This window comes from Ferruginibacter paludis, assembly GCF_030409685.1.
In the GTDB taxonomy this organism is placed as follows: Bacteria; Bacteroidota; Bacteroidia; order Chitinophagales; family Chitinophagaceae; genus Ferruginibacter; species Ferruginibacter paludis.
Genome location: NZ_JAUFQJ010000004.1, coordinates 672,901 through 693,171, shown reverse-complemented (window position 1 = coordinate 693,171; position 20,271 = coordinate 672,901). Strand labels below are relative to the sequence as shown.

Here is a 20,271-nt window from a genome sequence, read left to right as displayed (position 1 = left end):
ACCTTAACGGGATCTTTTTTGCTATACGATAATTAGAAGGGATTTTTGATTTAAAATCATTAATTTCGCACTTCTTTATGAATTTTATTAAAGTATTTATTACATCTCTTTTATTGGTAACGTTCTTTTCATCATGCAATAAGTATGGAAAAGTGCTAAAAAGTAAGGACTCAGATTATAAACTGAAAATGGCGGATACCTATTATTCAGAAAAAAAATATCGTATAGCTCAGCAATTATATGAGGAATTATACCCTGTTTATAAAGGCACGGATAAATTTGAAGAGTTATATTATAAAGATGCCTACTGTTTCTATTATCTAAAAGAATATAAAGACGCAGAAAATTTTTTCAAGGGATTTTTGGAAGTGTTTCCCAATAGCAGTAAATCTGAAGAAGTGGATTTTATGCATGCCCTTTGTTTCTACAAACAGATTGCAAAAATTGAATTAGATCAGACCAATACTTCTAAATCAATCGGTGTAATGCAATCGTTTATAAATTCGCATCCTGGTTCTGCAAGAGTAAAAGAAGCTACCGAAATAATTGATAAAAACAGGATAAAACTGGAGCAAAAGGAATTGCGGGCAGCTGATCTTTACAATAAATTAGGTCAGTACAGAGCTGCTGCAATTTCCTACAGTACTCTGTTGAGTGATTATCCCGAGTCCCAAAATGGGGATTTATATAAGTTGAAATCTTTAATGTGCTACTATAAGTTTGCAAAATTGAGCGTAGTTGATAAGCAACCTGAAAGGTTTGAAAAAGTGATAACAGAGTACCAGGATTTCGCTGATCGTTTTCCTCAAAGTGTTCACCTGAAGGAAGCTCAGGAATACAATAATTTAAGTTTAAATAAAATTAAAGAAATAAAAAATGAGTAAACTAAGACGCCAGCTAAGTTCCAGCACAAGCAATGTGGTTGAACCAAAGAACTTGTTTGACATCAAGCAAAAAACAGGCAATCTTTATGAATCTATTGCCATTATTGCAAAGCGTGCGAACCAGATCAATATTTCTATTAAGGAAGAATTGCATAACAAGCTGGAGGAATTTGCAAGCCATACCGATAGTTTGGAAGAAATTCATGAAAACAAAGAACAGATAGAAATTTCAAAGGCATACGAAAGAATGCCTAATCCGGCACTGCTTGCATCGCAGGAATTTATGGAAGATAAAATTTACTTCCGTAAAAATGAGGAGGATTTATTTAGTTAATTTTTGGCTTTGTTTATTAATGTTAAATAAGAAGTTTTATTTTTAAGGACGGCAACAGCCGTCTTTTTTTTATGTTGAAAAATAAAAAAATTTTACTGGGTATAACGGGAAGTATTGCTGCATACAAAACTGCCGCATTGGTGCGCCTGTTAATTAAAGCCGGCGCCGAAGTGAAAATTGTGATGACGCCTGCAGCCATGAACTTTGTTTCTGCACTTACTTTATCTACTTTGTCTAAAAATCAGGTATTGTCAGATTTGGCAGAGAATAATTCCTGGAGCAATCACGTAATGTTGGGCAGATGGGCTGATGTTATGCTGGTTGCACCCCTGAGCTGCAATACATTGGCTAAAATGGCCCACGGGATTTGCGATAACTTATTTACCGCGGTTTATCTTTCTGCAACCTGCCCTGTAATAGCGGTGCCGGCAATGGATGAAGATATGTGGCATCACGCTTCGACGAAAAATAATCTGCAAATAATTCAGGGGTTCGGCAATGCGGTAATACCGGTTGAAAATGGTGAACTCGCAAGTGGTTTAACAGGTGACGGGCGAATGGCAGAACCTGAAACCATTTTAAAAAGATTGGAAGCTTTTTTTTTCGGTCAGAACCAGCTGTTAGAAAAGAAAATCCTGGTAACGGCCGGTCCAACCTATGAGGCGCTGGACCCCGTTCGGTTTATCGGCAATCATTCATCGGGCAAAATGGGTATTGCCATTGCTGCAGAATGTAAAAAAAGAGGTGCCGTCGTAACACTGATACTCGGCCCATCAGGTGAAGAAATACCAGCCGGTTTACAAGTAATACGGGTAAAATCAGCAGAAGAAATGTTTAACGCATGTATGTCCGTTTTTGACCACACAGATATTGCAGTGATGAGTGCCGCAGTTGCGGACTATACACCTGTCAATATTGCAACAGATAAGATTAAAAAAAGCGAAGACATATTTTCTGTTGAATTGAAAAAGACAAAAGATATTTTAAAGCATTTAGGCACCATAAAAAAAGAGGGGCAATTATTGGCCGGGTTTGCGCTGGAGACAACTGATGAAAGAAATAATGCATTGAAAAAACTCGCAGAAAAAAATGCTGATTTAATAGTACTAAATTCACTGAATGACAGCGGCGCTGGTTTTAGCGGCGACACTAACAAAATAACTATTTTTGATAAAAATGGAGGGGAACAGCATTTTGATACCAAATCAAAAAAGGAAGTAGCAGTTGATATTGTAAATACCATTATTCATTTGTACTATGCTTAATAACAAAATAAAATTACTGTTATTTTTTATGCTAACTGGTTATATAGCCGTAGCCCAGGAATTGAATGCCCGGGTAACCGTTAACAGCAGCAGGGTTGGCACCAATGTAAATAAGAGCACTTTTCAAACACTGCAAACAGCATTAAATACTTTTCTAAATAATCATAAATGGACGGGGGATAATTTTTTAGTAAATGAAAAAATTGACTGTAACTTTTTATTAAATCTGCAACCTGGCACCGATGCGAATGTGTACACTGCTTCGTTGACTATACAGGCGGGCAGACCTGTGTTTAACTCTTCTTACTTGTCTCCTATCATCAATTACCAGGATGCCGATATTACTTTTAAATATGTAGAGTTTCAACAATTGGAATTTAATGAAAACAGGGTGTCGGGGTCAGATGGGTTAGTGTCAAACCTCACAGCAGTATTTGCTTATTATGCTTATATGGTTTTAGGATTCGACTATGATTCCTATGCATTGCGTGGAGGTTCACCCTATTTTTTAAAGGCGCAAAACATTGTTAATAACGCTCCGGAAGCCAGGGGTATTTCAGGCTGGAAAGCTTTTGATGGTCGCCGCAACAGGTATTGGCTTGTTGAAAATATGGAGAATAGCCGTTATGCCATCATGCACGATATTTATTATGGCTACTATAGAAAGGCAGCAGATAAAATGGTTGAAAACGAAGCTGAGGCCCGGTCAGAAATGCTAAATGTATTAAACCTGCTAAGTAGTTTTAATGCTGACAATTCCACAACTATGATCAGCCAGTTCTTCTTCCAGGGAAAAGCAAATGAATTGATCAAAATTTTCGCTAAAGCACCTCCTCAGGATAAGGCCAGGGCATCTGAGCTATTACAAAAAATGGATATGACCAATGCGGCGAGGTATAAAGATGAATTGAAGTAATGAAAATAGCGGTACTGATATTATTTTCGATTTGGTTTGCAGGCTGCAACACCAATGGAGGACTGCCATCCGGGATTCTGACACCCGATAAAATGCAGGATGTCTTTTGGGATGTGATCCGTGCTGAAACATATACCACTCAGTTTATAAAAAAAGATAGCATGAAAAACGCGGCGCTTGAAAACGCAAAACTTCAGCAGCAGGTGTTTGCAGCACATCATATAAACGAGAAAATTTTTTATGATAGTTACCAGTATTATAATGCGCATACACAATTGATGGGTGTATTGCTTGACAGTATCACGTTAAGAGGCGAAAGAGAGAAGTACTCCACTCTCTACGCCAAGCGACCTGCCACGGAGCCTTTTTCCTTAATGCCCTTGCCGCCACCTCCGCCGATACTTCCAATACCTGGGGTGAAATATTCCAGCACCCCGGTTTCTGATTCAGCAAAAACTGAAACCCATATTTTTCGACCCGTCCCGATAAAGTAATCTCACTAAAATGATTGTTATGGAAAAAGTGTACGCCAACGCAGCCGAAGCCCTAAATGATGTTTTTGATGGAGCAACAGCCATGTTTGGTGGGTTTGGTTTATGTGGTATTCCCGAAAATTGTATTGCAGCGCTGGTGCAAAAGGGCACAAAAAATTTAACTTGTATTGCCAACAATGCCGGTGTAGACGACTTTGGTATTGGATTGCTATTGCAAAGAAAGCTCGTAAGGAAAATGATATCGTCTTATGTGGGCGAAAATGCCGAATTCGAAAGACAGCTGCTTAGCGGAGAACTGGAAGTAGAGTTAATACCCCAGGGTACACTGGCCACCAGGTGTATGGCGGCCGGGTATGGAATGCCGGCGATCTTTACGCCAGCCGGTGTTGGTACCGAAGTAGCCATTGGAAAAGAAGTACGAACATTTAATAATAAAGAATACTTGCTTGAATATGCTTTTGAAGCAGACTTCGCTTTTATAAAAGCCTGGAAAGGCGATACAGAAGGCAACCTGATTTTTAAAGAAACTGCCCGTAATTTTAATCCGCTGATGGCGATGGCTGGTAAGATAACCATCGCAGAAGTGGAGGAATTGGTACCTGCAGGTGAATTGGATCCAAACCAGGTGCATACGCCCGGCATTTATGTACATCGTATTTTTAAAGGGATTAATTATGAAAAAAGAATAGAACAACGCACAGTAAGAAAATTATCCTGATACTTATGCATTCCTTCAACAGCAAATTAATTGTATGCTTGATAAAAATCAGATAGCGCAAAGGCTGGCAAAAGAATTGAAAGACGGCTACTACGTTAACCTCGGCATCGGTATCCCCACACTGGTCGCTAATTATATCCCTGAAAATATAAAAGTAGTGTTACAAAGTGAAAACGGGCTATTGGGTATGGGACCCTTTCCGTTTGAAGGCCAGGAAGATCCTGACCTGATCAATGCCGGCAAACAAACAATTACAACGGTAGCAGGTTCTTCTTTTTTTGACAGTGCAATGAGTTTTGGAATGATACGGGCAGGCAAGGTTGACCTTACTATTTTAGGGGCGATGGAAGTAAGTGATACAGGTGATATCGCCAATTGGAAAATACCTGGCAAGATGGTGAAAGGTATGGGCGGTGCTATGGACCTCGTAGCAAGTGCAAAAAATATCATTGTTGCCATGATGCATACCAATCCAAAAGGAGAATCAAAATTACTTCCTCATTGTGTTTTGCCACTGACAGGTATTGGCTGCGTAAAAAAAATTGTTACAGATCTTGCAGTATTGGACATAACTCCGGCCGGGTTCAGATTAATGGAAAGAGCGCCCGGTGTAAGCGTAAAGGAAATCATCGCCAAAACTGCCGGCCGGCTTATAGTCGATCATGAAATACCGGAAATGCAACTATGACGGGTTCAAAAATAAGTAGCTGTTTGATATAAGATTACTTTCAGTAACCACTATTTTTCTTTGCCTGACTGCTATGCAATAAACCTGTTTTTTACGCAAGGCTTTAAAAATGTATATTGCAAGCGGTAAAAAATATTTCATGAAATACCTTCCTTTAAATGCCGGCATTTTTATTCAAAACAGAAAGCGTTTTGTGGAAAGAATGGATAAAAATGCCATCGCAATTTTTAACAGCAATGATGAATTGCCTTACAATGGCGATGCCGTTCACCGGTTCAAACAAAATGCAGACCTGGTTTGGCTTACTGGCATAGAGCAGGAAGATACCATGTTGATTTTATTTCCGGATAATCCCGATCCTAAATACCGGGAAGTACTGGTGCTGGTAAGGCCAAACGAATTGAAAGAAAAATGGGATGGGCACAGGTTAAGAGTGAAAGAAGCAACCGCCATCTCGGGAATTACCACCATCGTTTGGTTAGATGTATTGGATGGAGTATTGCAACCATGGATACATTTAGCAGATTTGATCTACCTTAATACAAATGAGAATGATCGTAAGGCCAACCTGGTACCGGTAAGAGATTATCGCTACGCAGAAATGATGCGGTCACGTTACCCGTTACACCAATATAAACGAAGTGCTGTTATATTAAAAGACCTGCGGGCGGTTAAGACAGTACTCGAAGTGGAGGTGATACAAAAAGCAATCGACATCACCGAAGTTGCCTTCAGGCGCCTGCTCGGCTTTATAAAACCAGGTGTTATGGAATATGAAATTGAAGCCGAAATAGTGCATTCATTTTTATCGCAACGGGCAACTGGCGAAGCTTATAGCTCCATTATAGCAAGCGGCGACAGGGCGAGAACGTTGCATTATGTAGAAAACAACAGGGAATGCAAAGACGGAGACATGGTGCTGATGGATTTTGGTGCAGGCTACGGAAATTATTGCGCAGACCTGACCAGGACGGTACCTGTAAATGGCAAGTTTACCAAACGGCAAAAAATAGTCTACAATGCCTGTTTACATTTACACCATTTTGCAGCCTCTATTCTAAAACCGGGCATAAGCATTGTTGACTATACTGATAAGGTGGGAGCAGAAGCGACCAGTATTTTTCAAAAGATCGGTCTGCTTAAAAAATCGGATATCAAAAATGAAGATCCGGATAACAGGGCGTACCGCAAGTATTTGTACCATGGCATTTCACATCACCTGGGCATAGATGTGCACGACCTCGGCACCCGGACAGCGCCCATAAAAGCCGGAATGGTATTTACAATTGAACCAGGTATTTATATCGAGGAAGAACAGATGGGCGTGCGCATCGAGAACAATTTCTGGATCACAAAGAATGGTAATAAAGACCTGATGAAAAATATTCCAATAACAGTTGATGAGATTGAATCATTGATGAAAAAGCGATAACCAGCAATGAAAAAACACATTTCCAATTTATTTACCCTGCTCAATTTATTCTTTGGTTGTATAGCGATTGTTTTTGCTTTGCAAAATGGAATCGATGTTGTGTACACAAAGGAAGGGGAGCAGTTTATAAAATTAAAAGAGAATATTTGTTTAGCCTCTTTGTTTATAGCCATTGCGGCTGTAGTTGATTTTTTAGATGGCTTTGTTGCCCGTGCGCTCAATATTTGTTCTGAGATGGGCAAGCAATTGGATTCGCTGGCGGATATGGCAAGTTTTGGCGTGGCACCCGGCATTATACTTTACCAATTTTTACGGATGGGATATATAAAAGATGCAGATGGTATAGAAGCCTCCATTTTATTATTACTGCCGGCATTCATTTTCACCTGCGCCGGTGCCTACCGGCTCGCAAGATTTAATATCGATACCTCCCAGGCCTACGGTTTTAAAGGGGTGCCAATACCAGCTGCAGGTTTAGTAGTAGCCTCATTACCTTTAATATACTGGTACAGCAATTCGGACGCCGTATATAACGTGATATTAAATAAATGGTTTTTATACGCTCTTATCATTTTGCTTAGTTGGCTAATGGTAAGCAAACTACCGATAATGGCTATGAAGTTTAAAGATTACACGGTAAAAAATAATATGCCTAAAATAATATTGATAGCAATTACACTGATTTCCGCAGTTTTATTGAAATGGCTTGCCGTACCGGTTGTTTTCATTGCTTACATTATTTTATCTTTGGCGCTCAAAAATAAAACTACAACATGATCTTCACTGCACAGGTAAAAGTAATGCCGCTAAAAGAATTGTTAGATCCGCAGGGAAAGGCCGTAATGGGCGGGCTTGCAAATCTTGGACTGAATGGTATCAAGGATGTTCGCATTGGAAAAAATATTACCCTCCAGGTAGAAGCAGACAGCGCAGATGCTGCTGCGCAGATAGCCGAAGAAGCGGCAAAGAAATTATTGGCTAACCAGGTAATGGAAATGTTTGAGGTAGAAATCAAATAGCAAATTGGCGGATTTACTAACCTGCTATTACAAGCATCTTTCTAAGAGCGCAAGCCGTTGCAGCTGATATAGCTGCACTTTATCAGATTAGCAAATCAGCACATCAAAAAAATATGCTTTACATTGTTCCCACGCCCATCGGTAACCTGGCTGATATAACTTTCAGGGCGATTGAGGTGTTAAAATCGGTTGATTTAATACTGGCGGAAGACACCCGTACTTCATCGGTACTGCTACAGCATTACCAAATTCATAAGCCGCTTACACCATACCATCAGCACAATGAGCATAAAATTATTCACCACCTCGCTGAGCAATTGCAGGCCGGCAAAACAATGGCCCTGCTTACAGATGCGGGCACACCAGGTATCAGCGACCCAGCTTTTTTGTTGGTGAGGGAATGTGTAAAGCAAGACATAAAAGTGGAATGTTTACCAGGTGCCACCGCCTTTGTGCCGGCACTTGTAAACAGCGGATTGCCCATTACCAGTTTCTGTTTCGAAGGATTTTTACCATTGAAAAAAGGAAGACAAACATTCTTAAAAAAGATGGCGTTGGAAGAACGCACGATGGTATTTTATGAAAGTCCCATGCGGTTGGTAAAAACCCTGCATGACTTTATTGAATATTTTGGCGCTGACCGGCTTTGTTGTGTTAGCCGTGAACTGACTAAAAAATTTGAAGAAAATAAGCGGGGAACATTACAAGAGGTACACGATCATTTTAACAGCAAGCCTGTAAAGGGGGAAATAGTAATTGTGGTTCAGGGTGTTCAATGAGTATAAATAATTGCAATTGCTGCCTGTTGAAATTTACTTTAAAATCAAATGAGTATGAAGAAAATTTTTGTTTTGATGTTGTTGTTTATCATAGGAAATATAACCCTGGTTGCACAAGCAGACAGATGGCAGCAGCGTGTAAAATATACAATGACCGTGGATGTGGATGATGTAAGCAACCAATTCACTGGTAAACAAAAACTGGTATACACTAACAATTCTCCGGATGTACTGAAGAGAGTATTTTATCATCTTTATTTCAATGCTTTTCAACCCAACAGCAGCATGGATGTGCGCAGCAGGGAGTTGGGTAAAACGTTGGTAAACGGAAGACCGGATTGGGATGGCAGGGTAAAAGACCGTATCAGCAAATTAACACCAGCTGAAATTGGTTACCAGAAAATTATCTCTTTGAAAATGAATGGCATCGCTCAGCCATTTAAATATCACGAAACAATTCTGCAAGTAAATCTTACCAAGCCAATCGCACCTAAAAGCTCAGTTGTTTTTGATATGGAATTTGAAGCACAAATTCCATTGCAGGTAAGGCGAAGTGGAAGAGATAATCCGACGACAGGTGTGCGGTACAGCATGAGCCAATGGTACCCGAAATTGTGTGAGTATGATTATGAAGGCTGGCATCCTACGCCCTATGTGGCAAGGGAATTTTATGGGGTTTGGGGCGATTTTGACGTGACGATTAATATTGATAAAAACTACAAATTAGGCGGCAGCGGTATACTAGTAAATGCAGCTGAAATTGGCTGGGGATATGATGTTGCAGGTTCCGAGCTGAAGCCTACGGCAAAGCCCAAACGTAGCTGGCATTTTGTTGCAAATAATGTACATGATTTTATGTGGGCTGCCGACCCGGAATACAAACACCTGGTGCGTAAAATGCCAAACGGTGGGCCTGTACTCAATGTGCTCTACAAGTATAAAGAAAATGATGCGGCCAATGATGAGGCATGGGAAACGGTTGCCAATGCAGCTGTAACGGTATTGCCTTTTATGGAAAGTAAATTTGGAAAGTATCCTTATCCGCAATATTCATTTATTCATGGTGGAGACGGCGGTATGGAATATCCGATGGGCACCTTGCTTAGTGGACCAAGTCTGGGTACTGTTTTTCATGAATGGATGCACAGCTGGTACCAGATGATGCTGGGCACCAATGAAAGCCTGTATGCCTGGATGGATGAAGGCTTTACCGAGTTTGCAAGTGACCTGGTGGAAGGCTACTACCGGGAGAAAGTTACGAGGGTAAAAAACGCTTCTAATCCGGCCTTTATTAAATCACTTGATTCAGCAGCAGCCTTGCTGCCACTAGAGCATTATAACAATTACCGGGCGTATTATTTTATTGCTAGAAGCGATTGGGAAGAACCGCTCACAACGCACGCCGATCACTTTAACACCAATGTTGGTTACAGCAATGCTGCCTATAGTAAAGGAGCTGTATTTCTTGAACAGCTGGGCTACATTACCAGCGCTGCAACAAGAGATAAAATTTTGCTTGAGTATTATAAACAATGGCACTTTAAACATCCAAACGCAGCTGATTTTATACAAATTGCAGAAAATGTCAGCGGCCTTAAACTGGATTGGTACAAAGAATACTGGTGCAGCACTACCAAAAAAATTGACTATTCAATTGACAGTTTGTGGGAAGAAAATGGTATTTCAAAAATAAGACTGCGTCGTATTGGTCAAATGCCCATGCCGATTGATTTACAGCTTACATTTAAAGATGGAACAACCGAACAGCACTACATTCCTCTAAACCTGATGTTTGGAGAAAAGCCTGCAGAGGATAAGGCACCAAGAATTGTGGATGGAGAATGGCGGTGGACACATCCTACCTATACGATCGAATTTAAACGCCGTTTGATGGATATAAAAAAGATAGAAATAGATCCAACCAAACGAATGGCGGATGTGGATCAGAAAAACAATATGCTGGAATTGCACTGGTAAATTTTTAATTACACATTTGATTATGGAGATAACTATCAGGAGAATTTTATTACAGGATGCACCGGTGATGGCTAAAATTGCGAGGCAAACATTTTATGATACTTTTACCGGCACCTGCACGGAAGAAGACATGCAGCTTTACTTGGAACAATATTATAACCTGCCTCAGGTTCAGGCTGAACTGAGTGATGAAAGGGATATGTTTTTTTTTGCAGAAGTAAACGGAGAGCCCGTTGGATATATCCGTTTTATGGAAGATTACAGCAGCTGGGCAGAAGTAAAAAAATGGAAATCGCTTGAGCTGAAAAGGTTGTATGTTATAAAAGAGTTTCACGGGAAAAAAATAGCGCAGCAGTTAATGGATTTTTACCAGGATTACGCAATCAAACACCAATACAAATGTTTGTGGCTGGGTGTTTGGGAGCACAACATGCGGGCGCAAAAATTTTATGGTAAATATGGCTTTGCAGACTCTGGCCACAGGCATGATTTCCCCATCGGCAATACACCACAAACAGATAACTGGTTCTGGAAGTTCCTGTAATAAAAAACCTCCTGTTACGGAGGCTCAACTGGTTGTAAAAGGGCTGTGAAATTTCTTATCGCCCAAAGTATTTATTTACAGCCTGTATCCGGTTGCCTACATGCAGCTTTTCGTAAATGTGGTAAACATGTTTGCGCACTGTTTGCGAACTGATAAATAATTCTTCTCCAATTTCTTTATACAGCAAGCCTTTGGATAAAGCAATCAATATTTCTACTTCTCTTTTTGATAGTGTGTCCAGCGAATCATTTGTAACAGCCACCGTAGGTTTATTCTTAAATGCAGCAACAACCTTACTTGCAATCTGGCTGCTCATCGGCGCACCACCTTCACTTAATTCTTTAATGGCGTTTAATAACTTGTCGGGCGTGGTTTTCTTCAGCACATAACCACTTGCCCCTGCACTCAATGCCTCAAAAATTTTCTCGTCTTCCTCATATACCGTGCACATCATAAAAAGAATCTGCGGGTATTTTTCTTTCAAAATTTTCACGCATTCTATCCCGTTCATTCCACCCAGGTTAATGTCCATTAAAACAATTTCCGGATTCAAAATGGGGATTTTTACAAGGGCTTCTTCACCGTTAATGCAGGAGCCGGCCAAAGAACATCCTTCAGCCATAGTAATGATTTGCTCCAGCGCCTGCCGGATATCATTGTTGTCTTCTACTATTGCTACAGATATATTCATCGATCACAAAGGTTGCTAAAAAATCATACAATTCCATACCCTAAAGTGGTAGTTTTTTTGCAGGTTGCGAAGCATTTCCGGTATTGATACAATTTGTCTTTTTTAAATGGATTTATGCATTCAATTATTATAACGGAACATGCAGTAAAAATTTTTCTTTAAAGAAAGGTTCAGTAAAAATTTTATCAATTTCCCAAACCCTTGGCCTGCATTTGCTTTCAGATATCTCTTGCGTAAGGTCTCCTCCCTTAAGGCAAATAAGCCCATTAGGCGATACTCCCTTTTTTAAAAGTGGTTTTGACCACCACCATAAATCTTTTAACGGAGCTACTGCCCTCGATACCACTACATCAAATTTTCTGTTCTTAATATCTTCTGCCCTTGTATGTTGTACTGACAGGTTTTTAAGACCAATAGCAGCGGCAATTTCATTAGCCACTTTTAATTTTTTATTGATGCTGTCTACCAGGTGAAATTGAGTATCGGGAAAAAAAATAGCCAACGGTACGCCCGGAAATCCGCCACCACTGCCGAGATCCATAATTTCACTGCCAGCTTTAAACTCAAACTGGGTTGCTATTGCGAGAGAATGCAATACATGGTGCTCGTAAAAATTATCAATATCCTTGCGGGAAATGACATTGATTTTTTCGTTCCATTCTTTATACAAATCTTTCAAAGCGGCAAATTGCTGCAGCTGCTCATCTGTAAAATCGGCGAAATAGTTGGTGATTGTATCCATGTTAAAAAAGATAAATTCCCTTAATTTTTATAGTGCTAAAATGTTTTTAATTCCAGGCCTGTTTTGGTTTTTTTATTAAGGCCACTGAAAACAGCAGGTAATGAAAAAACATCCAGATATCAAAAAATAGTAACCAGCCATAAAGGTCCTGTTCCTGCAATTTTTTCATGGCAGGATAAAATACAAATAACTGAGTTAGAAAGCGAATAGCAAATACCAGCAGGCTCAGCTTCCAGCTGAAAACTATGCAGCTTACTACCAGTAAAGGGAAAAAGATAAAATGGGAAAACGAGTAAAGACCCAATAAGAATTTGTGCAAAGGCTTGTAATATTTTCCTGTTGTGTAATGGCGGTTCTTTTGTTTTATCCAGTTGGTCCAGGTATTCACCGGCTCACTTAACGTAAAAGTTTCCGGGTCAATATTAATCTTTGTATTGAATTTGTTCGCTGCAATGTTGATAAAAAGATCATCATCGCCACTGGGTATATTGTTGTGAGACGAAAAGCCTTTGTGCCTGAAAAAGATTGTCTTTTTATAACTCAAATTTCTGCCCACACCCATGTAGGGAACACCAGCCAGGGCGTAGGTAAAATATTGCAGGGCGGTGTGGAATGTTTCCCATCTCACCAGTTTATTCAAGAACCCCTTTTTTTTGTAATAGGCACCATAACCCAATACAATTTCAGTATTGTCGTCGTACGTTTGCTGCATTCCTTCTATCCAGTTTTCCGTGGCAGGTACGCAATCGGCATCTGTCAGTAAAACAATTTCGTGTTTGGCTGTTTTAATGCCAATGCTTAACGGAAATTTTTTTCCGGTGATCATCTTTGCTTCCTGCTTCAGCTCAATAACATGCAGTTGCTGAAACGTTTTTTCAAATTCCTCCAGCAGGTACCTGCTATCATCAAAAGAGTTATCATCCACCACAATCACTTCATGGTTAACCGGGTATTTTTGCACCAGGGCTCCGGGTAAATTTTTTGCAAGATTGGCGGCTTCATCCCTTGCACAAATAATTACCGAAACCGGATTTTTTTGAATGTATTGCCCGGCGGTTGGTTTGTAGGATGCGAGCCTGGTAAAGAAAAAAAGGTAATAAAATAGCTGAATAAAAGCAATGGCACAAAATATAATAAAAATAATGCCGTGCCAGTGCATTAACAGTTGGTTAAGGTTCATAAGCGCAAAAGTAATACTAAAATAAGTGTTGAAACATGGCAGGCAAGGATAAATAATTCGCCCGATATTTTACCTTGGATTTACAAAATTCCAAAAAAGTATAAGCCCGTTGATATACAACGAAGTTATAAACAGCCCGTATTATTAGGTGGTGTATTTAATGTATTAATAAACAATAATTTTGCCTGCCACCCAGTTTGGGCAAAATGGCTTTTTTATGGCAGCACTGCAATTTGAATTACAGCATACAGATTCCGCAACAAAAGCGAGGACAGGAAGAATAACAACAGATCATGGAGAAATATTAACACCCATCTTTATGCCCGTTGGTACAGCTGGCAGTGTAAAAGCAGTAACGCAGCAACAATTAAACACCGAGGTAAAAGCGCAGATTATTTTGGGCAATACTTATCATTTATATCTGCGGCCAGGCCTGGAAGTACTGGAAGCTGCAGGCGGGTTGCACCAGTTTAACGGCTGGCATAAACCCATATTAACCGACAGCGGCGGTTACCAGGTTTTCTCGCTGGCCAATAACAGGAAATTGACTGAAGAAGGTGCTTTGTTTCAGAGCCATATTGATGGCAGCAAACATTTGTTTAGCCCGGAAAAAGTAATGGACATTCAACGTATTATAGGCGGAGATATTATTATGGCTTTTGACGAATGTCCGCCTTACCCAAGTGAATATGCCTATGCAAAAAAAAGTATGGAACTCACACATCGCTGGTTGCAACGGTGCTTTACCCGTTTCAATGAAACACCAGACAGATACGGCTATACGCAGAATTTATTCCCTATTATACAAGGCAGCATTTATAAAGATTTGCGAACGGCATCGGCGGAATTTATCGCCTCGCAAAATGCGACAGGCAATGCAATTGGCGGACTAAGCGTGGGCGAACCAATGGAAATGATGTATGAATTTACTGAGCATTGCTGCGATATTTTACCAGTACAAAAACCGCGTTACCTGATGGGCGTGGGCACTCCCTGGAATATACTGGAATGTATAGCTCTGGGGGTTGATATGTTTGACTGCGTAATGCCTACCCGCAATGGGCGCAACGCCATGTTATTTACCAGCAAGGGCATTATCAATATCGACAATAAGAAATGGGAAAAAGACTTTTTACCCATTGATGATGGTATTGATTGCGAAATGAGCAACTACTACACAAAAAGTTATTTAAGGCATTTAATGAAATCTAAAGAATACCTTGGTCTTACAATTGCAAGTGTGCATAACCTTGCATTTTATCTCTGGCTGGTAACCGAGGCCCGCAAGCATATTGCAGCGGGCGATTTTAAAAGCTGGAAAGAAGCCATGGTTGTACAATTGCAGCACCGGCTATAATTGTCCAGACCCGCTTTAATAAAAGCTAATATTTGCAATGCGGTATAAGAGGGCGATGCAACAATGCACCACATTGCTTCTTAGCCCGGACCAAAAGAAATTGTAATTGAGTTGTAAAAAAACAGGGTATGTAACACAATAATTGAGTTTTTGGAAGCGTATACCAAAAAAATTATCTTTAAAGGATAATCAAATCAACTTCAGGATGGCAAAACAATTTTATTATTTACTGATAGCAATGGCAATTCCTTTTGCTGTGATGGCACAAGTGCCGGCGGCGCCAATGAATTTGCCTAAAGATGCACCGGTAAATGTTACGATCTCAGATGCAAAAAGTGGTAACCTGCTTGCCAGTGAAATAGTGGTTTTTAAAAGCCGTGCCAACGGAACTGAGTTCCAGGGGCTATCAGATTCTACGGGCAAATTTTCTCTGCGGCTTCCCAACGGAAGCAAATATGATATTTATATTTTAGGGTTTCATGATTCTACCAGTTACAATGTACTTGATATACCTGCCTTAAAAGATAACCAGTACTACAAAAACCCTTTTAACGTGGATATACAGTTTGAGGCGCCGAAATCTTTTGTGCTGGATAATTGTACATTTGAAACTGGCAAAGCCACGTTGCAACCCGAAGCTTATACAGTACTGGATGAACTGGTAGAATACCTGAAAAGAAAAGAGGATGAAAAAATTGAAGTGGGCGGGCACACCGACAATGTAGGAAAGCCGGATGCGAATATGATTTTATCTGGCAACCGTGCAAATACAGTAAGGGCTTATCTTTTAACCAAGGGTATTGCACCGGAAAGAGTTACTTCCAAAGGCTATGGGATGACGGTACCAATTGCTGAAAATACAACTGCTGAAGGCAGGGCGCTCAATCGCCGGACCGAAGTGAAAATAATTGAGTAAATAACCAATGCATTTTTAAAAGGAGCAGCTTAATTGCTGTTCCTTTTTTTTATGCCGATAATATTTCACAAAACTTTACTACCTGCATTTTACTGCCTGCTGGTTTTAAGTTAGTTTTGCGCCAACCGAAATGAAAAAGCTAGATAAGTTTATACTAAAAAATTTTTTAACCACTTTTGTTTTTTGCCTCATACTATTTACAGTAATAGTGGTGGTGATTGATACCAGCGAAAAAACGGATGATTTTCATAAGTCGGGATTGCCGCTTTGGATCATTATCAGGGATTATCATTTTGGTTTTATTCCGCGTATTGACGCCATGTTGTTTCCTTTATTTGTTTTTATTGCAGTAATATTTTTTACGGCAAAAATGGCCGACCGCTCAGAAGTAATTGCTATCCTTAGCAGTGGCGTAAGTTTCAGGCGTTTTTTGGTTCCCTATTGGATTGGTAGTTTTTTGCTGGCGGGCATATTGTGGCTTGCATACCAGTTTGTACTGCCGAATGCCAATACCAAATGGGGCGTTTTTCAGGCAAAATATATAGATGTAAATTTTGGCGGAAATGAAAATAAAGCCTTTATGCAGAACTTCTATTTTCGGATGGATGCCAACACTTATGCTGGTTTGCGTAGTTATGACACGACTAGTAAGACCGGCTCCAATTTTTTTATACAGGAATTTAAGAAAAATGAATTGGTGTACAATTTACGTTGCGAAAATATCAGCTGGGATACTGCCACGAGAAAATGGAAACTCACTAATGTAGAGCAAAGAACATTTGAAGGTGATAAAGAAAGTTTGAGACATAATACATCGCTTTTGGTAGGATACAATTTTAAACCGATGGACCTGCGCCGGGATGAATATCTAAAAGATCGTTTGGCAACCCCCGAATTGAACTACATGATAAAAATGGAAAAAATAAGGGGGTCTGAAGATATTAATTCTTTGCTGGTGGAGCGATACAGCAGGGATGCCATTCCGGCTTCTGTGATTATTTTAACTATTATCGGCGTATCGCTCTCCTCCCGTAAAGTGAGGGGCGGAAGCGGCTTTCATTTAGCCGTAGGCGTTTTACTAAGCGTTTTATATATTTTATTCGGGCGCTTTGCGCTGGTGTTTGCTACCAAAGGAAATTTCACGCCACTCCTTGCGGCATGGGTGCCAAATATAGTTTTTGGTTTTATAGCCTACTATCTTTATCGCAGGGCGGCCCGATAACAATTCCTTTTCTTTTTATTTTGTAGTTAGAAACCAAAGTATTTTATCCCTTTACGATTTTATTGTAACTGGTAGCAATACCTTTTATTAAAGAAGAACTGAAACCCTGGTGTTCCATTTCGTTTAAACCGGCGATGGTACAGCCTTTTGGCGTAGTTACCTTATCAATTTCCTGCTCTGGATGCGTGCCCTTCTGCAGTAGTAATTCCGCAGCTCCTTTCACGGTTTGTGCAGCAATCAGGTTGGCCGTAACCGCATCAAAACCAATTTCAATACCGCCTTGTATATTGGCGCGAATGTACCGCATGGCAAAGGCAGTACCGCAGGCACCAAGCACGGTGGCAGCATCCATTAATTTTTCATCGATCATGGCCACTTTGCCGAGGTTGGTAAACAAGTCTTTTACGTAAGCAGCCTGTACATCCGTGGCATTGCTAACGCTGATGCAGGTGATGCTTTCCTGAATGGCGATGGCTGTATTGGGCATGGCCCGGAAGACCGGTAATTTCTTTTTGATAATGCTTTCGATATCGCTGGTAGCAACACCGGTTACAACAGATACCAGCATATGTTTGCCGGTGAGTTCTTTTTTAAAACCGTTTACCACATCGCTTACCTGGAAAGGTTTGATGGCAAGAATTACCAATTCGCTGCCGCGAACCGCTGCAGCGTTATCGCTGGTAACCTGTACACCTTTACCTTCCAGTTCTTTTAAAGTGGTCAGGTTTCTTTTTGTAATCGTTATATCCGCAGGTTTACAAAATTTGCTTTTGATCAACCCTTCGGCAATTGCGGTTCCTAAATTTCCTCCGCCGATAATGGCAATTTTTTTGCTCATGGGATTTATTTTATAAGGCAGTTAAAGCCTGTTCACTTTCATGGCCCGCCAGCAAGCTACCGATAGCGTTATCATATTTATGTTTCCAGCTGGCGATACTGCCCCAATTTTCTCCGTCAACTATTATGTCTCCGGCTGTTACTGTTCCTATCTTTTCAAAACCAATTGCTGCGCCTGTCAATAAAGATTCAACTGCAGCTGATTTGTCTGCAGCAATAGAAACTACAACGCGGCTTTGCGCTTCACCAAAAAGATAAGCGTCTTTACGAATGCCTTCTTTTGTGGCAATGCTATATCCCAGATCATTGTGAAATCCGCTTTCAGTAAGCGTTACAAACAAGCCGCCTTCGCTGACATCATGTGCAGACAAGACCAATTTTTCCTTGATAAGTTGCTGTATACCTTGTTGTAAAGCGAATTCTTCGTCCAGTTCAAAATGTGGTGCCGGGCTAAATTCTACTCCATGAATTTTATGCAGGTATTCTGAAGAATTGATATCATTCCTGCTAATCCCGATCATATAAATAACATCACCAGCAGTTTTAAAATTCATCGTCATTTTATCATCAGCACTGTCTAACACGCCCACCATACCAATTGTAGGGGTAGGGTACACAGCGCCTTCCGGCGCCTGGTTGTAAAAACTTACGTTGCCACCGGTTACCGGCGTATTGAATTTTATACAGGCAGCTCCCATGCCCTTGATAGCATTCACAAACTGGTAGTATACTTCGGGGTTATAGGGGTTGCCAAAGTTTAAGCAATTAGTAACACCCAGCGGTTCACCACCACTGCAAACGATATTGCGGGCGGCTTCTGCTACGGCTATCATAGCTCCTTTGTAAGGATCTGCGAATGTGTAACGGCTGTTGCAATCTGTTGTAAGCGCTAATGCTTTGTTGGTTGGTTTTGCCACAACAATCGCAGCGTCACTTGGTGCATTGGTACTTGCCGTACCGGCGCCTACCATACTATCATATTGTGTATAAACCCAGCGCTTGCTGGCTATATTCGGTATTTGAATCAGTTGTTCTGCAATGGCTTTCAAGTCGGCAGGAACAGCGATGGAGCCAGCATCGAAAGCATTTACTTTTTGCAGGTATTCCGGTTCTTTATATTCTCTTTCATATTGTGGTGCACCGCCTCCCAAAACCAGTTCCTGTGCTGGTAGTTCAGCTTCCAGTACACCGTTCATATAAAATTTCAGCAGACCGTCATCGGTAACTTCACCTATTTCGCTGCAGGGTAAATCCCACTTTTCAAATACTTCCAGCACGGCTGCTTCCTTGCCTTTTTGTACCACCATCAGCATACGCTCCTGGCTTTCACTCAACAGCAGTTCCCAGGTTTTCATGTTCTGCTGGCGCATCGGCACTTTGTCCAGATCTATCCGCATGCCGGAGTTTCCTTTTGCACTCATTTCAGCGGTAGAGCAAATAATACCTGCTGCACCCATATCCTGCATGCCTACAATAGCGCCGGTTTTTATCACTGCCAAACATGCTTCCAGTAACTTCTTTTCCTGGAAAGGATCACCTACCTGAACAGCCGGCAAATCTTCAGCACTGTCGGCCGTAATATTAGCAGATGCAAAAGATGCTCCGCCAATACCATCTTTACCAGTGGCACTTCCTACAAAAAAAACTGGATTGCCTTTTCCTTCTGCCGTAGCAGAAATAGTGGTACCATTTTTTAGTATACCCACACTCATGGCATTCACCAGCGGGTTGGTATGATAACAATCTTCAAAATATATTTCGCCACCTACTGTTGGTACGCCAAAGCAGTTGCCGTAATGACCAATACCATGTACAACACCAGCCAGTAAATGTTGCGTTTTAGCTTCTGCCAAATTGCCGAACCGCAAGGAATTTAAAGAAGCGATGGGCCTTGCACCCATGGTAAAAATATCGCGGTGAATACCGCCCACACCTGTTGCTGCACCCTGGAAGGGTTCAATGGCACTGGGGTGATTATGACTTTCAATTTTAAATACCACGCCGTAGCCGTCGCCGATATCCATCAGGCCTGCATTTTCTTCACCTGCTTTTACCAGCATTTTTTCACCGTCACGTGGCAGTGTTTTTAACCACTTGATGGAGTTTTTATAACTGCAATGCTCGCTCCACATGGCGCTGAAGCAACACAGCTCATTAAAGTTTGGAGTGCGACCGATCTTTTGCTTGATCAGTTCAAATTCTTCTGCCGTAAGGCGAAGTTCGTTGGCGGTTGAAACTGTTATTTCCATAATTGTTGTAGAAAGTGCGAAAGTACA

Annotated in this window: 21 protein-coding genes; 16 read left to right on the top strand and 5 right to left on the bottom strand. The window is 40.8% G+C overall.

What is annotated here, in order from left to right; genetic code table 11:
• The first annotated feature begins 77 nt into the window (after positions 1-77).
• The 13 genes from QWZ08_RS08570 (at position 78) to QWZ08_RS08510 (ending at position 11,050) form a co-directional block, all read left to right on the top strand.
• Positions 78-884 carry an outer membrane protein assembly factor BamD gene (locus QWZ08_RS08570; protein WP_290336973.1) on the top strand — a complete coding sequence of 269 codons (807 nt, stop codon included), beginning with the start codon at positions 78-80 and terminating at the stop codon, positions 882-884.
• Positions 877-1,218, top strand: a complete 342-nt coding sequence (locus tag QWZ08_RS08565; RefSeq protein WP_290336972.1) for a DNA-directed RNA polymerase subunit omega — start codon at positions 877-879, stop codon at positions 1,216-1,218. The genes QWZ08_RS08570 and QWZ08_RS08565 overlap by 8 nt, the downstream gene beginning before the upstream one ends.
• Before the next feature lie 71 nt (positions 1,219-1,289).
• Positions 1,290-2,483 (top strand): bifunctional phosphopantothenoylcysteine decarboxylase/phosphopantothenate--cysteine ligase CoaBC, encoded by a 1,194-nt coding sequence (coaBC, locus tag QWZ08_RS08560; protein ID WP_290336970.1) that lies wholly within the window; start codon positions 1,290-1,292, stop codon positions 2,481-2,483.
• Positions 2,476-3,399, top strand: a complete 924-nt coding sequence (gene porD, locus QWZ08_RS08555; RefSeq protein WP_494337711.1) for a type IX secretion system protein PorD — start codon at positions 2,476-2,478, stop codon at positions 3,397-3,399. Before coaBC ends, porD begins: the two co-directional genes overlap by 8 nt.
• Positions 3,399-3,893: a DUF4296 domain-containing protein gene (locus tag QWZ08_RS08550; RefSeq protein WP_290336967.1), complete on the top strand. Its 495-nt coding sequence runs from the start codon at positions 3,399-3,401 to the stop codon at positions 3,891-3,893. Before porD ends, QWZ08_RS08550 begins: the two co-directional genes overlap by 1 nt.
• Positions 3,894-3,912: 19 nt before the next feature.
• Positions 3,913-4,611, top strand: a complete 699-nt coding sequence (locus QWZ08_RS08545) for a CoA transferase subunit A (RefSeq protein WP_290336965.1) — start codon at positions 3,913-3,915, stop codon at positions 4,609-4,611.
• Between the two features lie 34 nt (positions 4,612-4,645).
• A complete protein-coding gene (locus QWZ08_RS08540; RefSeq protein ID WP_290336963.1) occupies positions 4,646-5,299 on the top strand; it encodes a 3-oxoacid CoA-transferase subunit B in 654 nt (217 codons plus the stop codon).
• 139 nt (positions 5,300-5,438) lie between these two features.
• A complete protein-coding gene (locus tag QWZ08_RS08535) occupies positions 5,439-6,731 on the top strand; it encodes an aminopeptidase P family protein (RefSeq protein WP_290336962.1) in 1,293 nt (430 codons plus the stop codon).
• 6 nt (positions 6,732-6,737) lie between these two features.
• On the top strand, positions 6,738-7,508 hold the full coding sequence (locus tag QWZ08_RS08530) for a CDP-alcohol phosphatidyltransferase family protein (protein WP_290336961.1): 771 nt from the start codon (positions 6,738-6,740) through the stop codon (positions 7,506-7,508).
• Positions 7,505-7,750: a phosphoribosylformylglycinamidine synthase subunit PurS gene (gene purS, locus QWZ08_RS08525; protein WP_290336960.1), complete on the top strand. Its 246-nt coding sequence runs from the start codon at positions 7,505-7,507 to the stop codon at positions 7,748-7,750. The genes QWZ08_RS08530 and purS overlap by 4 nt, the downstream gene beginning before the upstream one ends.
• Before the next feature lie 113 nt (positions 7,751-7,863).
• The gene (gene rsmI / locus QWZ08_RS08520; RefSeq protein ID WP_290336959.1) at positions 7,864-8,529 is read left to right on the top strand and encodes a 16S rRNA (cytidine(1402)-2'-O)-methyltransferase; all 666 of its coding nucleotides are present in this window, start codon (positions 7,864-7,866) and stop codon (positions 8,527-8,529) included.
• A 54-nt stretch (positions 8,530-8,583) separates the two neighbouring features.
• Entirely contained in the window at positions 8,584-10,506 is a 1,923-nt protein-coding gene (locus QWZ08_RS08515) for a M1 family metallopeptidase (RefSeq protein ID WP_290336958.1), read from the top strand.
• A 22-nt stretch (positions 10,507-10,528) separates the two neighbouring features.
• Entirely contained in the window at positions 10,529-11,050 is a 522-nt protein-coding gene (locus QWZ08_RS08510) for a GNAT family N-acetyltransferase (protein ID WP_290336957.1), read from the top strand.
• A gap of 55 nt (positions 11,051-11,105) precedes the next feature.
• Here the strand turns inward: QWZ08_RS08510 and QWZ08_RS08505 are convergent, their stop codons facing one another.
• From QWZ08_RS08505 to QWZ08_RS08495, 3 genes are all read right to left on the bottom strand, one after another.
• Positions 11,106-11,741 (bottom strand): response regulator, encoded by a 636-nt coding sequence (locus tag QWZ08_RS08505; protein WP_290336955.1) that lies wholly within the window; start codon positions 11,739-11,741, stop codon positions 11,106-11,108.
• A gap of 127 nt (positions 11,742-11,868) precedes the next feature.
• Complete coding sequence (gene rsmG, locus QWZ08_RS08500) at positions 11,869-12,483, bottom strand: 16S rRNA (guanine(527)-N(7))-methyltransferase RsmG (RefSeq protein ID WP_290336953.1); 615 nt, start codon at positions 12,481-12,483, stop codon at positions 11,869-11,871.
• 46 nt (positions 12,484-12,529) lie between these two features.
• Positions 12,530-13,663: a glycosyltransferase gene (locus QWZ08_RS08495; RefSeq protein WP_290336951.1), complete on the bottom strand. Its 1,134-nt coding sequence runs from the start codon at positions 13,661-13,663 to the stop codon at positions 12,530-12,532.
• A 217-nt stretch (positions 13,664-13,880) separates the two neighbouring features.
• On the opposite strand from QWZ08_RS08495, the gene tgt reads away from it, so the two are divergent.
• The 3 genes from tgt to QWZ08_RS08480 all read left to right on the top strand — a co-directional run bounded on the left by tgt (position 13,881) and on the right by QWZ08_RS08480 (position 17,158).
• The gene (gene tgt / locus QWZ08_RS08490) at positions 13,881-15,020 is read left to right on the top strand and encodes a tRNA guanosine(34) transglycosylase Tgt (protein WP_290336950.1); all 1,140 of its coding nucleotides are present in this window, start codon (positions 13,881-13,883) and stop codon (positions 15,018-15,020) included.
• Between the two features lie 205 nt (positions 15,021-15,225).
• Entirely contained in the window at positions 15,226-15,936 is a 711-nt protein-coding gene (locus tag QWZ08_RS08485; RefSeq protein WP_290336949.1) for an OmpA family protein, read from the top strand.
• A 130-nt stretch (positions 15,937-16,066) separates the two neighbouring features.
• On the top strand, positions 16,067-17,158 hold the full coding sequence (locus QWZ08_RS08480; RefSeq protein WP_290336948.1) for an LptF/LptG family permease: 1,092 nt from the start codon (positions 16,067-16,069) through the stop codon (positions 17,156-17,158).
• Between the two features lie 43 nt (positions 17,159-17,201).
• Here the strand turns inward: QWZ08_RS08480 and proC are convergent, their stop codons facing one another.
• Entirely contained in the window at positions 17,202-17,996 is a 795-nt protein-coding gene (proC, locus tag QWZ08_RS08475; RefSeq protein ID WP_290336946.1) for a pyrroline-5-carboxylate reductase, read from the bottom strand.
• A gap of 10 nt (positions 17,997-18,006) precedes the next feature.
• Complete coding sequence (purL, locus tag QWZ08_RS08470; protein ID WP_290336945.1) at positions 18,007-20,244, bottom strand: phosphoribosylformylglycinamidine synthase subunit PurL; 2,238 nt, start codon at positions 20,242-20,244, stop codon at positions 18,007-18,009.
• Between the last annotated feature and the right edge of the window lie 27 nt (positions 20,245-20,271).

Bases quoted from the DNA above. Each gene is read 5' to 3' on its own strand.
- QWZ08_RS08570 (WP_290336973.1), top strand. From the start codon at position 78: ATGAATTTTATTAAAGTATTTATTACATCTCTTTTATTGGTAACGTTC.
- QWZ08_RS08565 (WP_290336972.1), top strand. From the start codon at position 877: ATGAGTAAACTAAGACGCCAGCTAAGTTCCAGCACAAGCAATGTGGTT.
- coaBC (WP_290336970.1), top strand. From the start codon at position 1,290: ATGTTGAAAAATAAAAAAATTTTACTGGGTATAACGGGAAGTATTGCT.
- porD (WP_494337711.1), top strand. From the start codon at position 2,476: ATGCTTAATAACAAAATAAAATTACTGTTATTTTTTATGCTAACTGGT.
- QWZ08_RS08550 (WP_290336967.1), top strand. From the start codon at position 3,399: ATGAAAATAGCGGTACTGATATTATTTTCGATTTGGTTTGCAGGCTGC.
- QWZ08_RS08545 (WP_290336965.1), top strand. From the start codon at position 3,913: ATGGAAAAAGTGTACGCCAACGCAGCCGAAGCCCTAAATGATGTTTTT.
- QWZ08_RS08540 (WP_290336963.1), top strand. From the start codon at position 4,646: ATGCTTGATAAAAATCAGATAGCGCAAAGGCTGGCAAAAGAATTGAAA.
- QWZ08_RS08535 (WP_290336962.1), top strand. From the start codon at position 5,439: ATGAAATACCTTCCTTTAAATGCCGGCATTTTTATTCAAAACAGAAAG.
- QWZ08_RS08530 (WP_290336961.1), top strand. From the start codon at position 6,738: ATGAAAAAACACATTTCCAATTTATTTACCCTGCTCAATTTATTCTTT.
- purS (WP_290336960.1), top strand. From the start codon at position 7,505: ATGATCTTCACTGCACAGGTAAAAGTAATGCCGCTAAAAGAATTGTTA.
- rsmI (WP_290336959.1), top strand. From the start codon at position 7,864: ATGCTTTACATTGTTCCCACGCCCATCGGTAACCTGGCTGATATAACT.
- QWZ08_RS08515 (WP_290336958.1), top strand. From the start codon at position 8,584: ATGAAGAAAATTTTTGTTTTGATGTTGTTGTTTATCATAGGAAATATA.
- QWZ08_RS08510 (WP_290336957.1), top strand. From the start codon at position 10,529: ATGGAGATAACTATCAGGAGAATTTTATTACAGGATGCACCGGTGATG.
- QWZ08_RS08505 (WP_290336955.1), bottom strand. From the start codon at position 11,741: ATGAATATATCTGTAGCAATAGTAGAAGACAACAATGATATCCGGCAG.
- rsmG (WP_290336953.1), bottom strand. From the start codon at position 12,483: ATGGATACAATCACCAACTATTTCGCCGATTTTACAGATGAGCAGCTG.
- QWZ08_RS08495 (WP_290336951.1), bottom strand. From the start codon at position 13,663: ATGAACCTTAACCAACTGTTAATGCACTGGCACGGCATTATTTTTATT.
- tgt (WP_290336950.1), top strand. From the start codon at position 13,881: ATGGCAGCACTGCAATTTGAATTACAGCATACAGATTCCGCAACAAAA.
- QWZ08_RS08485 (WP_290336949.1), top strand. From the start codon at position 15,226: ATGGCAAAACAATTTTATTATTTACTGATAGCAATGGCAATTCCTTTT.
- QWZ08_RS08480 (WP_290336948.1), top strand. From the start codon at position 16,067: ATGAAAAAGCTAGATAAGTTTATACTAAAAAATTTTTTAACCACTTTT.
- proC (WP_290336946.1), bottom strand. From the start codon at position 17,996: ATGAGCAAAAAAATTGCCATTATCGGCGGAGGAAATTTAGGAACCGCA.
- purL (WP_290336945.1), bottom strand. From the start codon at position 20,244: ATGGAAATAACAGTTTCAACCGCCAACGAACTTCGCCTTACGGCAGAA.